The sequence below is a fragment of the Thalassospira sp. GO-4 genome (assembly GCF_023588965.1).
Taxonomy (GTDB): Bacteria; Pseudomonadota; Alphaproteobacteria; order Rhodospirillales; family Thalassospiraceae; genus Thalassospira; species Thalassospira povalilytica.
Window position 1 is genome coordinate 972321 of record NZ_CP097807.1, and the last position, 13435, is coordinate 985755.

The window sequence follows — 13435 nt, forward strand, 5'->3', positions numbered from 1 at the left end:
CTACCTGTAACTTTGCACGCAGGCAAGTGTGTTAACACACCCTTAAGGGTAAAAATTTCACCGTGCGGGCACTTTGGTGTGTTACCTATGGCCATCTTTCACAGCTCATACGTATCTGATCCATGGCTTTTTCCCGTTTTCTGGTCACATGTTTGGCAACCTGGTTCTATAGCGGCAAAAGCCCCAAGGCACCGGGAACAGCCGGATCGTTTGCCGCCCTACCCTTTGGTTGGATGATCTGGATTTACGGCGGCAATGAGGCGCTGATTATCGCCAGCATCATTATTTTTGCGATCGGTATCTGGGTTGCCCATCAATACAGTCACTTGCTTGGCATTCATGATGCCGGTGAAATTGTAATTGACGAAGTCGTTGGTCAGTGGATGTGCCTGCTTGTCGTGCCATTGGCAGCCGACTGGATGGACATTGTGTGGCTTCTTGTGGCCTTTGTGGCGTTCCGTGCATTCGATGTGGCCAAGCCCTGGCCGATCCGCTGGGTCGACCGTCGGGTCGGTGGCGGTTTCGGCATCATGCTTGACGATGTTCTGGCCGGTATCTTTGCCATGATCGTTCTGGCGGGCGTGGTTTACCTGACGGGTGGATGAGTTATGCAAATCGATGAGGACATTCTTGCAGCAGCAAGCGCGTTGATTGCGAAATGCGCTGCAAATGGCGAAATGATTGCCACGGCCGAATCCTGTACCGGTGGTTTGATTACCGGGGCGCTGACCGGGGTGGATGGCAGCTCGTCCGTTGTCGATTGCGGGTTCGTGACCTATTCCAACGAAGCCAAACATGAACTGATTGGCGTAAAAACAGCGTTACTTGAAAAACATGGCGCAGTTTCCGAACCGGTTGCACGCGCCATGTGCGAAGGCGCACTTGACCGTGCGCCCAATGCCAGCATTGCTGTTTCAGTAACCGGCATTGCCGGCCCGGGCGGCGGAACGGCAACCAAGCCGGTCGGGCTGGTTCATTTTGGCTGTGCGGGCACAGCACGCCAGACGGTTGCCTATCACGAAGTTTTTGCCGGTGACCGCCACGCTGTTCGCAAGGCCACGGTTCTTAAGGCATTTGCCCTGATCGCCGAGATGATTGATCAGAAAAAGGGCCTGGGCGGTTAAAGCACCCTGCCCGGCCCTGTTAAAGCACGCCTTATCGCATTATCAGCTTTGCGAAGAACCGGTGTTCGGATCCCCATAGACTTCGCGGGCGCGATTTTCGAATGCGCCAACCATCAGCTTGACTGCTTCGTTAAAGACGACACCGATCATCTTTTGCAGCAATGCCGAGCGGAATTCAAAATCGACAAAGAAATCAAGCCAGGTCCCACCATCTTCGTCCTCTTCGAATACCCAATGGTTATTGAGGTATTTGAACGGCCCCTGAAGATATTCGACATCGACGCGATGGGGGCGTTGAAGGGTGACTTTGGACGTGTATTTTTCCCGAAACATCTTGAAGCCGATTACAAGATCGGCCTGCAAGACATCGCCATCACGCTTGCGCACCCGTGATGCAACGCACCACGGCAAAAACTCGGAATAGGAATCGATATCCGCGACGAGTTCAAAGAGCTGTTCCGGCGTATAGGGCAGTTTCCTGCGCTCTGCATGCGTCGGCACTCGTATCTCCCCTTGTCGTCGCGCGTATCGTTTCAGGTTTACTGGGCAGCGACTTCTGCACGTGCTGCCTTGGCTTTTGCTTCTTCTGCGGCGGCGAGTTTTTTCTCGCGGGCTTCACGCAGCTGTTCGAAGTCACGATCAGCGTGATAGCTCGAACGGGTCAGCGGCGTTGCCGACACCATCAGGAAGCCCTTGCCACGTGCCATCGACGCATATTCGTCAAACTCGTCTGGCGTGACAAAGCGATGCACCGGTTCGTGTTTCAACGTCGGCTGAAGATACTGACCGATGGTAAGGAAATCGACATCCGCCACACGCAAGTCATCCATCACCTGTGCCAGTTCCTTGCGTTCCTCGCCAAGGCCAACCATCAGGCCGGATTTGGTGAAGATGGTCGGGTCAATCTGCTTGACGCGATCAAGGATACGCAGCGACTGGTAATAACGCGCGCCCGGACGGATGTTGGTGTAAAGACGCGGAACCGTTTCAAGATTGTGGTTGAACACGTCCGGACGGGCCTTGGCGACGATTTCAACGGCACCTGGCTTGTCACGGAAATCCGGCGTCAGAATTTCAATGGTGGTTTCCGGCGACTTGTAGCGGATGGCTTCGATCACGCGGGCAAAATGGGCCGCCCCGCCATCGGCAAGATCATCACGGTCAACCGAGGTGATCACAACATGCTTGAGCTGCATGTCGGCAACGGCCATTGCAAGGTTTTCCGGCTCGAACGGGTCAAGCGCGTTTGGCATGCCGGTCTTCACGTTACAGAACGAACATGCACGCGTGCAGGTATCGCCCATGATCATGAAGGATGCGTGCTTCTTCTGCCAGCATTCCCCGATATTCGGGCAAGCGGCTTCTTCGCAAACCGTATGAAGGTTCAGGCCACGCGCGAGTTCGCGGGTTTCCTGATAGCCCTTGGAGGTTGGCGCCTTGACGCGAATCCAGGACGGCTTGCGTCCGGAAGGACGATCAGGCCGTTTTTGTTTTTCCGGGTGACGAAGTGCTTTTGCTTCGTTGCGCGCCGTCGACATAGAGTTACCTCCGAAGGATTGGACGGGCGGCAATTTGCCGCCACGTCACGCATTTGTCAAACCGACATTCGTCAAAAATGGTCATACCGGGCATGTGCGCCCGGTAAAACGCAATATTTTAGAAGTGGATCGCACGCCCGTAAGCGTCAAGGACCGACTCATGCATCATTTCCGAAAGGGTCGGATGCGGGAAGACCGTATGCATCAGATCTTCTTCGGTCGTTTCAAGGCCCATCGCAACGACAAAGCCCTGGATCAGTTCGGTCACTTCGGCGCCAACCATGTGCGCACCAAGCAATTCGCCGGTCTTGGCATCAAACACGGTTTTGACCAGACCTTCGGCCTCGCCCAATGCGACCGCCTTGCCATTGCCGATGAACGGGAATTTACCGACCTTGACGTCGTAACCCGCGTCCTTGGCCTTGGCTTCGGTCAGACCGACACTTGCGACCTGCGGGTGGCAATAGGTGCATCCCGGGATCTTGAGCGGATCAATCGGATGGACGTTTTTAACGCCCGCGATTTTTTCAACACAGATCACGCCTTCATGCTCGGCCTTGTGGGCAAGCATCGGCGGGCCTGCAACGTCACCGATGGCAAAGATGCCCGGTTCGGCTGTGCGGGAATATTCATCGGTGCCAATGACGTTGCGATCAACTTTGACCTTGGTGGTTTCAAGACCAAGATTTTCGGTATTGCCGATCACACCAACAGCCGAAATCACACGATCAACGGTGAGTTCCTGTTTCTTGCCGTCTTTGGTTTCGACCGTCACAACAACATTGTCTGCATTGCGCTTGAGATTGGCGACCTTTGCTTCGGTCAGGATTTTCATCCCGTCCTTGGTCATCATCTTCTGTGCAAGGGCTGCGACTTCCTTGTCCTCGACCGGCATGATCTGCGGCATGATTTCAACCACGGTCACATCCGCACCCATGGTGTGATAGAAGCTGGCAAATTCGATCCCAATCGCGCCAGAACCGACAACAACAAGGCTTTTGGGCATTTTGTCAGGCGTCATCGCCTTTTTGTAATCCCAAACAACTTTGCCATCGGCTTCAAGACCGGGCAGCGAACGGGCGCGTGCACCGGTCGCGATGATGTAATTTTTCGCGGTATAGGTGCCGGCATCCTTGCCCGTTACAACGATCTTTTTCGGACCGTCAAACTTGGCTTCGCCGTTGATCACGGTGACCTTGTTCTTTTTCAGAAGATGACCAACGCCACCAGCAAGCTGCTTGGACACGCCGCGCGAACGCTGAATGACCGCATCAAGATCAAAGGACGGTTTTTCGCAGGACAGGCCATATTCCTTGGCGTGTTTCATGTTGCGATAAACTTCGGCCGAACGCAGCAGCGCCTTGGTCGGGATACAGCCCCAGTTCAGGCAAATGCCACCAAGATGTTCACGTTCAACAACGGCCGTTTTCAGGCCAAGCTGGGCAGAACGGATTGCGGTTACATAACCACCCGGACCTGCACCAATCACGATTACGTCGAAATTGCTATCCGCCATCGTAGGATCTCCTTCGCCTGCCCGTATCCGGTCACAGGTCTTAAAATTCAAATGCTTGCGGGGACTTTCGAAAGTCCCCGCGCAACTTTGGACCGTTAGAGCAGCATGCTCAGCGGGTCTTCAATCAGCTTTTTGAATTCGGCCATGAACTGGGCACCGACCGCACCATCGACCGCACGGTGGTCAACAGAAAGCGTGCAGCTCATGACGGTCGCGATGGCAAGTGCGCCATCCTTGACGACCGGGCGCTGTTCACCGGCACCGACGGCCAGAATGCAGCCCTGCGGCGGGTTGATGATGGCAGAGAATTCCTTGATGCCAAACATGCCGAGGTTGGAGACAGAGAATGTCCCGCCCTGGTAATCTTCGGGCATCAGCTTGCCATCACGGGCCTTACCAGCCAGTGCTTTCATCTCGGACGAGATTTCGGCAAGACCTTTGGAACCGGCATCACGGACAACCGGCGTGATCAGACCACCATCAATGGCAACCGCCACCGAGATATCCTGTTTCTTGCACTGAAGGGTCGCCTTGTCGGTCCAGATGGAGTTGGCAGCCGGGACTTTCTTAAGCGCCAGCGACACCGCACGAATGACAAAGTCATTGACCGAAATCTTGACGCCGTCACCGGCTTTTTCATTCAGCTGCTTGCGGGTTGCCAACAGATTGTCGAGTTCGCAATCGACCGTAAGGTAGAAATGCGGAACCTGCTGTTTGGATTCCGTCAGGCGACGCGCGATGGTTTTGCGCATGCCGCTGTTCGGGATTTCCTCGTATTCCGGCAGACCGGTAAGATCCGGGTTCCAGCCCGAAGCGGCCGGTGCGGCTGCCGCAGCCGGTGCAGAGGGTGCTGCTTTTTCGGCGGATGCGGATTCTGCTGTCGGTTTTGCCGATTTGGCGGCTTCGACATCGCGTTTGACGATACGGCCACGCGGGCCAGAACCGGTCACCGATGCAAGATCAACACCGTCATTGGCGGCAATGCGACGCGCAAGCGGGCTTGCCTTGATCCGATCACCACCCGAAACCGGCGCAGCCGGGGCCGGGCTGGCTTTTGCCGGTGCATCTGACTGGGCCGGTGCCGACGAAGATGCGGGTTCGGACGGGGCTTCGGCCGCCGGGGCAGCACCCGCAGCAGACGTATCGGCACCATCAAGCGCGCTTTCGTCTTCGTCTTCTTCAAGCAGAAGCGCGATGACTTCGTTTACAGCAACACCTTCGCTGCCTTCGGCAACAAGGATTTTACCGATCTTGCCTTCGTCGACGGCTTCGACTTCCATCGTGGCTTTGTCGGTTTCGATTTCTGCGATGACATCGCCCGATTCAACGGTGTCACCTTCCTTGACGCGCCATGTTGCCAAGGTGCCTTCGGTCATGGTCGGCGACAGGGCCGGCATCAATACTTTTACAGGCATGAACACATTCTCCCGGTAACGGGGCGGCGCACATTGGACGGCGCCTGCCCCTGTCCGTATCACTTAGCGATAGCAAACGGCCTTGGCCGCATCGACGATGTGCTGCTCTTGCGGAAGCGCAAGCGCTTCGAGATTTGCAGCATACGGCATCGGAACATCTTCGCCGGTCACGCGGGCAACCGGTGCATCGAGATAGTCAAAGGCATGTTCCATGACCACAGATGCGATTTCCGAACCGATACCGGCGAAGTGCCAGCCTTCTTCACAGGTAACAAGACGGTTGGTCTTCATTACCGAGCGAATGATGGTGTTCACATCGAGCGGACGAATGGTACGCAGGTTGATGACCTCGGCCGAGATGCCCTGCTCTGCCAGCTGTTCAGCCGCTTTGAGCGCCTTGCCAACCATGATCGAGAAAGCAACGATGGTAACATCGGTCCCTTCGCGTTCGATTTTGGCCTGGCCGATCGGCAGAACGAAATCGTCATCGTCAGGAACTTCGAAGCTCTGACCATACATGATTTCGTTTTCAAGGAAGACGATCGGGTTCGGATCACGGATCGCGGCCTTAAGAAGGCCTTTTGCGTCAGCTGCCGACCACGGTGCAATCACCTTGAGACCCGGGCAATGTGCATACCAGGATGCATAGCACTGCGAATGCTGTGCGCCAACACGGGCAGCAGCACCGTTCGGACCGCGGAAGACAATCGGGCAACCAAGCTGGCCACCGGACATGTAAAGCGTCTTCGCCGCAGAGTTGATGATGTGGTCAATGGCCTGCATCGCGAAGTTGAATGTCATGAATTCAACAATCGGCTTGAGGCCCATGAATGCCGCACCCGTTGCCATACCGGTAAAACCGATTTCGGTAATAGGGGTATCGACAACACGGCGATCACCAAATTCATCAAGCAGCCCCTGGGTGACTTTGTAGGCACCCTGATACTGTGCGACTTCTTCACCCATGACGAAGACGTTTTCGTCACCACGCATTTCTTCGGCCATTGCATCACGCAGGGCTTCACGCACGGTCTGGGTTTTAAAGCTGGTATAGGTCTTTTCGTCCTGGGTCGCGTTCATCACGCTCATGGCGCGCGGCTCGGCATCCGAACGTTCGATTGCGCCACTGGCCGCAACCGGTGCGGCACTTGCCGTACTTGCAGACGGTGCTGGTTCTTCGGCCGGTGCAGCCGGTTTTTCTTCGGCAGCCGGTGCAGCGCCGCCAGACGATGCAGAAACGTTATCAAGCGCGGATGCGTCTTCGCCTTCTTCGAGGATATAGGCGATAACAGCATTCACTGCGACATTTTCAGTACCTTCGGCGATGACGATCTTGCCCACAGTACCTTCATCGACAGCTTCGACTTCCATCGTTGCTTTGTCGGTTTCGATTTCTGCGATGACGTCACCGGATGCGATCGTGTCGCCTTCCTTGACGTTCCATTTGGCAAGCGTGCCTTCGGTCATGGTCGGCGACAGGGCCGGCATCAAAACTTCAATCGGCATTGTTCCCTCTCTCCCGGGAAAAATCGGTCAAAAGCGGTTCGCGAAAGTCGCGATCACGCGTCGATCAGAATATCGGTGAACAGTTCAGAAACATCCGGTTCCGGGCTGTTCTGCGCGAACTCGGCCGCTTTTGCGACTTCGGCTTTCACTTCCTTGTCGATATCCTTAAGGCCAGCTTCGTCGATGATGTTGCCATCGATCAGCAGCTTTTTGACCATATCGATCGGGTCGTGTTCCTTGCGCATCTTGTCGAGTTCGTCCTTGGTGCGATATTTCGCCGGGTCCGACATCGAGTGACCGCGATAGCGGTATGTTTTCAGCTCAAGGATATAAGGGCCTTTGCCTTCGCGGCAGTGTGCAACGGCACGTTCACCGGCTTCCTTGACCGCGAGAACGTCCATGCCATCGACCTGTTCGCCCGGAATGCCATAGGCCATACCGCGCTGATAAAGATCCGGACTGGACGAGTGACGCTGGGTCGAGGTGCCCATGGCGTACTGGTTGTTCTCGATGCAATAAACCACCGGAAGCTGCCAGAGAGCGGCCATGTTGAAGGCTTCATAGACCTGACCCTGGTTGACGGCACCGTCACCAAGATAAGTCAGGCAAACACGGTCTTCACCGCGATATTTGTAATTGAAGGCAATACCGGTCCCCAGCGGCACCTGGCCACCGACGATCCCGTGGCCGCCATAGAAGTTCTTTTCTTTGGAGAACATGTGCATGGAGCCGCCTTTACCGCGGGAATAACCGCCTTCGCGGCCCGTCAGTTCGGCCATAACCCCACCGGCATCCATGCCGCAAGCCAGCATGTGGCCGTGATCACGGTAACTGGTGATCACACCATCATCACCCGTGATGGCAGACTGCATGCCGACAACAACGGCTTCCTGCCCGATATACAGGTGACAGAAGCCACCAATAAGACCCATGCCATACAACTGACCGGCTTTTTCTTCAAAGCGGCGGATCAGCAGCATTTCACGGTAATATTTGAGGAGATCGTCACTGCTCGCCTGGTTGTCGGCGCGCGTAGTGGCGCGTTTGCGTTTCGTGGTCGCCATGTTTCCTCCCGGTGGATGGCTATCGCTTAAGCATCATGTATGAGCGCTTAATTCGGTACTGGACCACCGAAATGACTACCTAAAACGACCTCCAAGGGCAAGCAATCAAACGCCGAATAAACTGTTGTTTTGCAACGCACAATCACAAATAAACTCGATTTAAGTTAATTTGCGCATTTTGGCAAATATACAGAGATTGAGTATTTTCAGCGACTTGGGCGAATGCGTTAAATTTCGTTCATTCCCCTGTGTCACAAATGCTATGCTTTTATGACGATAATACCGCATAGCCGTTCTAGATCGAAAACAACCCAAAGAATGCATTCATTATCAATGCAATCAACCGATCCGGCCCGTTTTCCGACTATAAACCAGAAGTCAGTTTAAACAATACCTTACCGGCAAACGATCATTGCTGACCAGATTTCACAACCAGGAATTTCTTTGATTTTTGATGTGACAGCGCGCCGCAACGGCCAATTGCCCCGCCCAGACACGGGATACCACGCCCCCGGATTCTCTGGGCGGATGCGATCAGCCGTTCGGGAACAGATCAGTTGGTGTGGGCAGCGATGGTGGTCATGTCCTGATAACCGTCATGATGAAAGATGATGACGTCATCGGGATGTGCAGCATTCAGCATCGCACGTGCGCGTTCATCGAGAAGATCGGGATCAAGATGATTGGCGCGCAAGGAAATGACATGCTGTTCAAGCTTTTTGCGGCGCTCGGTCGTTTCATCAAGCACCTTGGCAATTTCGGTCACCCGGTCCTGCATCGACCAGTAGGTCAGCAGACCACGTTCACCTTCCACACTGTGAAAGATGAAATATGCCATGACTGTAAATGCGATGACCGGCGCGACTGCCTGTTGCAGACGACGAAAAACCGGTGAGTGTGACGACATTTACCCTTGCCCCTTGCGCGGAAACGCGACTTTGACCGCATCACTGACCATTTTGAAACCAAAACAAGAAAACAACATACGTCATTTCCCTTTGTCTTCAGCAACTTGCCATAGAACAAAGTCATAGATCAGCCAACATTACGCACCAAGTAACACAGACATTGGTAAAAATAGCGTTAAACGGCACCCTCAAGCACCGCAATTTACGGTCAATCAGATAGTTCTGATTTACTGTTTTCCACTGTCAGTCAGCCCGCAAAACGCCATCGAAACAAAAAACAGGATGCACCAGCATATGGTGCATCCCGCAGAAATCCGGTGATGTGAAATCACCCGTTCCGGTTATTTCAGGATCGAACGACCCGGATAGTAGGCGCCGGCATCAAGCATCTCTTCGATGCGGATCAGCTGGTTGTATTTTGCCATACGGTCAGAACGCGACAGCGAACCGGTTTTGATCTGACCACAGTTGGTCGCAACAGCAAGATCAGCAATGGTCGAATCTTCGGTTTCGCCCGAACGGTGTGACATGACCGCGGTGTAACCGGCACGATGAGCCATTTCGACAGCTTCCAGCGTTTCAGAAAGCGTACCGATCTGGTTCACCTTGACCAGGATCGAGTTGGCCACGCCTTTTTTGATGCCATCAGCAAGACGTTTCGGGTTGGTGACAAACAGGTCATCACCGACAAGCTGGGTCTTGGCGCCAATGGCGGCCGTCAGCTCAGCCCAGCCATCCCAGTCGTCTTCGGCCATACCGTCTTCGATCGAGAAGATCGGGTATTTGCCAACAAGGTCGGCCCAGTATTTGACCATGCCGCTGGAATCAAGGGTCTTGCCCTCGCCCGCCAGAACATATTTGCCGTCTTTGTAGAATTCGGTCGATGCCGCATCAAGGGCCAGAACGACGTCTTCTTCCGGACGGTAGCCCGCAGCTTCGATCGATTTCATGACATAGCTGATGGCAGCTTCGGTCGATGCGATGTTCGGGGCAAAGCCGCCCTCGTCACCAACGTTGGTGTTCAGACCATCTGCCGACAGCGCCTTTTTCAGGTTGTGAAAGATTTCCGCACCCATGCGGATCGCGTCAGAACCGGTCTCTGCCGATACCGGCATGATCATGAATTCCTGAACGTCGATCGGGTTGTCCGCGTGCTCGCCACCGTTGATGATGTTCATCATCGGGACCGGAAGCGTCCGGGCAAAGGCACCGCCGACATAACGGTAAAGCGGAAGGCCTGCGTCTTCTGCGGCGGCTTTGGCAGTCGCAAGTGAAACGCCAAGAATGGCATTCGCACCCAGACGGGACTTGTTATCCGTGCCGTCGAGTTCGATCATGACATTGTCGACAGCAACCTGGTCTTCGGCATCCATGCCGACAAGCGCTTCGAAAATCTCACCATTGACCGAGGCAACAGCCTTGGTCACGCCTTTGCCAAGATAACGGTCTTCCTTGTCGCGAAGTTCAACAGCCTCGTGGGCACCGGTGGATGCACCCGACGGAACGGCTGCACGACCAAAGGCGCCATTTTCCAGAGTTACATCAACTTCGACCGTCGGGTTACCACGGCTGTCAAGGATTTCGCGGCCGCGAATATCGATAATAGCGGTCATGACAGAAACGTTCTCCTCACTGGTAGGAACCATGCCTTTTTGTCAGGCATGCAGGTTACAGCAAAAAAGAATGCCGCCAATGACGATTGGCGGCATTTGAAAATCATGCGTCAAACATATCCAGACGAACCGGATTGGCTTTTGCCACTTTGTCCAGGTCCATCAGGACCGAAAGAACTTCGGGTAATTTGTTCAACGGGATTTGGTTCGGGCCATCCGAAATGGCCGTTGCCGGATTATCGTGGGTTTCGATAAACAGTGCTGCGATACCAACCGAAACGGCTGCGCGGGCCAGAACCGGCGCGAATTCACGCTGGCCGCCGGACGACGTGCCCTGCCCGCCTGGCTGCTGAACCGAATGGGTTGCATCGAAAACAACTGGATAGCCCTGACGGGCCATGGTGGGAAGTCCGCGGAAGTCCGTGACAAGCGTGTTATAGCCAAAGCTGGTTCCACGGTCACAGAGCATAATATTGTCATTGCCGGTCGCGGCAAGATTGTTGGCCACATTGGCCATGTCCCAGGGTGCCAGGAACTGGCCCTTTTTGACATTGACCGCACGACCGGTTTTGCCCGCCGCCTGCAACAGATCCGCCTGACGGCACAGGAATGCCGGGATCTGAAGAATATCGGCAACTTCGGCAACCGCCGCACACTGGTCAGGCAAATGCACATCCGTCACGATCGGAAGACCGGTGACCGATTTGACTTCTGCCAGGATATCGAGACCTTCGGACAGACCAACACCGCGCTTGGATGTGGTGCTGGTGCGGTTCGCCTTGTCAAACGAGCTTTTGTAAACCAGACCGATGCCGAGCCCTTCGGACAGTTCCTTAAGGGCTGCGGACATTTCGAGTGCATGTTGACGGCTTTCGATCGCGCACGGCCCGGCCAGAACGGCAAAGGGCTTGTCATTGGCGATTTCGATATTGCCGACTTTGACAGTTTTAATTTCGGTCATTGCGATGACTTTCATTCAAGCATTCGGCCATTCACGCATACAGCACGCGGCCATTCGCGCAATCAGACTGCGTGCCAATTATACCAGACGGCTGCGCTCTTTGGCGGCCTTGATATAAGACACGAACAGCGGATGCGGATCGAGCGGACGCGAACGCAGTTCCGGGTGGAACTGAACACCGATGAACCACGGATGATCCGGGTATTCAACGATTTCCGGCAAACGACCATCCGGCGACAGGCCAGAGAATTTAAGACCTTTTTCCTCAAGCTGCGACATGAAGTTTACGTTAACTTCATAGCGATGACGGTGACGTTCCAGAACGGTTTCACTGCCATAGATGTCGCGTGCACGGGTGCCGTCAACCAGCTTGCATTCATAATTGCCCAGACGCATGGTGCCGCCAAGATCATCTTCGCCGGTACGACGTTCAACCGAACCGCCATCCTTTGCCCATTCGGTCATCAGACCAACAAGCGGGGTTTTGGTCGGGCCGAATTCGGACGAAGATGCATCTTTCAGACCGGCAAGATTACGGGCTGCTTCGAGAACAGCCATCTGCATGCCAAAGCAGATACCGAAATACGGCACCTTGTTTTCACGAGCATAACGTGCCGCGGCAATCTTGCCTTCTGCGCCACGTTCGCCAAAGCCGCCCGGAACCATGATCGCATCAAGCTTGGACAGGATTTCGTTGACGTTGCCTTCTTTTTCCAGCTCGTCAGACGCAATCCATTCCAGATTGACGCGGACCTTGTTGGCGATACCGCCATGGGTCAGTGCTTCGGTCAGAGATTTGTAGGCATCGGGAAGCTGGATGTATTTGCCAACGATACCGATGGTGACCTCACCTTCAGGGTTGCGGATGGTGTTGCAGATGTTTTCCCACGGTGCCAGATCCGGGTCCTGGGCCTGAAGACCGAAGTGATGCAGAACTTCGCTATCAAGGCCGTACTGGTGATAGCTGATCGGCACCTGATATATGTTATCGACATCATAGGCCGGAATGACTGCTGCTTCGCGGACGTTACAGAAACGCGCGATCTTGCGGCGTTCATTGATCGGAATTTCACGATCACAACGGCACAGCAGAATATCAGGCTGAATACCGACACTTTGCAGTTCCTTGACGGAATGCTGGGTCGGTTTGGTTTTCAGCTCGCCAGCGGTCGAGATATAGGGCACCAGGGTAAGATGCATGAACAGCGTGCGACCATCACCAAGATCGTTGCCCATCTGACGGATCGCTTCAAGGAATGGCAGACTTTCAATATCGCCAACCGTGCCGCCGATTTCGACAAGAACAAAGTCCTCGGTCGCGTCAGACTGAACGAATTCCTTGATCGCATCGGTGATGTGCGGAATGACCTGGACGGTCCCGCCAAGATAGTCACCGCGGCGTTCGCGGGCGATCACGTTCGAATAGATGCGCCCGGTGGTCACGTTGTCGGAACGGCGCGAAGAAACGCCGGTGAAACGTTCATAGTGACCAAGATCAAGGTCGGTCTCGGCACCGTCTTCGGTCACATAGCATTCGCCATGCTGGTACGGGCTCATGGTGCCCGGATCAACGTTGATATACGGATCAAGCTTGCGCAGACGAACTGTAAAACCGCGTGCCTGTAACGAAGCACCCAAAGCAGCGGAAGCCAGGCCCTTGCCCAGCGAAGAAACAACGCCACCGGTAATAAAGATATAACGAGTCATTTCTTTGCCTCATCTCAAAGCACAAAGCCTCGGTTCAATGCCGTTTAGTGCATCACGAACCGGGGAATACAACAATCAAAAAT

The 13435-nt window shown here is 54.6% G+C and carries 12 protein-coding genes; 2 read left to right on the forward strand and 10 right to left on the reverse strand.

Features of this window, described 5'->3' with window-relative positions:
• Nucleotides 1-122: 122 nt before the first annotated feature.
• On the forward strand, nucleotides 123-605 hold the full coding sequence (locus M9H61_RS04690; protein ID WP_250283669.1) for a phosphatidylglycerophosphatase A: 483 nt from the start codon (nucleotides 123-125) through the stop codon (nucleotides 603-605).
• A 3-nt stretch (nucleotides 606-608) separates the two neighbouring features.
• Nucleotides 609-1124, forward strand: a complete 516-nt coding sequence (locus tag M9H61_RS04695; RefSeq protein WP_250283671.1) for a CinA family protein — start codon at nucleotides 609-611, stop codon at nucleotides 1122-1124.
• 42 nt (nucleotides 1125-1166) lie between these two features.
• Here the strand turns inward: M9H61_RS04695 and M9H61_RS04700 are convergent, their stop codons facing one another.
• The 10 genes from M9H61_RS04700 to M9H61_RS04745 all read right to left on the reverse strand — a co-directional run bounded on the left by M9H61_RS04700 (nucleotide 1167) and on the right by M9H61_RS04745 (nucleotide 13352).
• A complete protein-coding gene (locus tag M9H61_RS04700) occupies nucleotides 1167-1625 on the reverse strand; it encodes a type II toxin-antitoxin system RatA family toxin (RefSeq protein WP_068518968.1) in 459 nt (152 codons plus the stop codon).
• A gap of 38 nt (nucleotides 1626-1663) precedes the next feature.
• Entirely contained in the window at nucleotides 1664-2662 is a 999-nt protein-coding gene (gene lipA, locus M9H61_RS04705) for a lipoyl synthase (protein ID WP_068518967.1), read from the reverse strand.
• Nucleotides 2663-2780: 118 nt separating this feature from the next.
• A complete protein-coding gene (gene lpdA / locus M9H61_RS04710) occupies nucleotides 2781-4178 on the reverse strand; it encodes a dihydrolipoyl dehydrogenase (RefSeq protein WP_068518966.1) in 1398 nt (465 codons plus the stop codon).
• Between the two features lie 95 nt (nucleotides 4179-4273).
• Nucleotides 4274-5593, reverse strand: a complete 1320-nt coding sequence (locus M9H61_RS04715; protein WP_250283673.1) for a pyruvate dehydrogenase complex dihydrolipoamide acetyltransferase — start codon at nucleotides 5591-5593, stop codon at nucleotides 4274-4276.
• Between the two features lie 63 nt (nucleotides 5594-5656).
• Nucleotides 5657-7099: a pyruvate dehydrogenase complex E1 component subunit beta gene (locus tag M9H61_RS04720; protein WP_250283675.1), complete on the reverse strand. Its 1443-nt coding sequence runs from the start codon at nucleotides 7097-7099 to the stop codon at nucleotides 5657-5659.
• A gap of 53 nt (nucleotides 7100-7152) precedes the next feature.
• A complete protein-coding gene (pdhA, locus tag M9H61_RS04725) occupies nucleotides 7153-8163 on the reverse strand; it encodes a pyruvate dehydrogenase (acetyl-transferring) E1 component subunit alpha (protein WP_068518963.1) in 1011 nt (336 codons plus the stop codon).
• Between the two features lie 553 nt (nucleotides 8164-8716).
• Nucleotides 8717-9070, reverse strand: a complete 354-nt coding sequence (locus M9H61_RS04730) for a septum formation initiator family protein (RefSeq protein ID WP_068518962.1) — start codon at nucleotides 9068-9070, stop codon at nucleotides 8717-8719.
• Nucleotides 9071-9412: 342 nt separating this feature from the next.
• On the reverse strand, nucleotides 9413-10684 hold the full coding sequence (eno, locus tag M9H61_RS04735) for a phosphopyruvate hydratase (RefSeq protein ID WP_068518961.1): 1272 nt from the start codon (nucleotides 10682-10684) through the stop codon (nucleotides 9413-9415).
• Between the two features lie 103 nt (nucleotides 10685-10787).
• A complete protein-coding gene (gene kdsA / locus M9H61_RS04740; protein WP_250283677.1) occupies nucleotides 10788-11645 on the reverse strand; it encodes a 3-deoxy-8-phosphooctulonate synthase in 858 nt (285 codons plus the stop codon).
• 78 nt (nucleotides 11646-11723) lie between these two features.
• Nucleotides 11724-13352: a CTP synthase gene (locus tag M9H61_RS04745; protein WP_068518959.1), complete on the reverse strand. Its 1629-nt coding sequence runs from the start codon at nucleotides 13350-13352 to the stop codon at nucleotides 11724-11726.
• Between the last annotated feature and the right edge of the window lie 83 nt (nucleotides 13353-13435).

What these genes read in the sequence shown, in the direction of transcription:
- eno (WP_068518961.1), bottom strand. Translation starts at nt 10,684, where the DNA reads ATGACCGCTATTATCGATATTCGCGGCCGCGAAATCCTTGACAGCCGT.
- M9H61_RS04720 (WP_250283675.1), bottom strand. Translation starts at nt 7,099, where the DNA reads ATGCCGATTGAAGTTTTGATGCCGGCCCTGTCGCCGACCATGACCGAA.
- M9H61_RS04695 (WP_250283671.1), top strand. Translation starts at nt 609, where the DNA reads ATGCAAATCGATGAGGACATTCTTGCAGCAGCAAGCGCGTTGATTGCG.
- M9H61_RS04715 (WP_250283673.1), bottom strand. Translation starts at nt 5,593, where the DNA reads ATGCCTGTAAAAGTATTGATGCCGGCCCTGTCGCCGACCATGACCGAA.
- pdhA (WP_068518963.1), bottom strand. Translation starts at nt 8,163, where the DNA reads ATGGCGACCACGAAACGCAAACGCGCCACTACGCGCGCCGACAACCAG.
- M9H61_RS04690 (WP_250283669.1), top strand. Translation starts at nt 123, where the DNA reads ATGGCTTTTTCCCGTTTTCTGGTCACATGTTTGGCAACCTGGTTCTAT.
- kdsA (WP_250283677.1), bottom strand. Translation starts at nt 11,645, where the DNA reads ATGACCGAAATTAAAACTGTCAAAGTCGGCAATATCGAAATCGCCAAT.
- M9H61_RS04745 (WP_068518959.1), bottom strand. Translation starts at nt 13,352, where the DNA reads ATGACTCGTTATATCTTTATTACCGGTGGCGTTGTTTCTTCGCTGGGC.
- M9H61_RS04730 (WP_068518962.1), bottom strand. Translation starts at nt 9,070, where the DNA reads ATGTCGTCACACTCACCGGTTTTTCGTCGTCTGCAACAGGCAGTCGCG.
- lipA (WP_068518967.1), bottom strand. Translation starts at nt 2,662, where the DNA reads ATGTCGACGGCGCGCAACGAAGCAAAAGCACTTCGTCACCCGGAAAAA.
- lpdA (WP_068518966.1), bottom strand. Translation starts at nt 4,178, where the DNA reads ATGGCGGATAGCAATTTCGACGTAATCGTGATTGGTGCAGGTCCGGGT.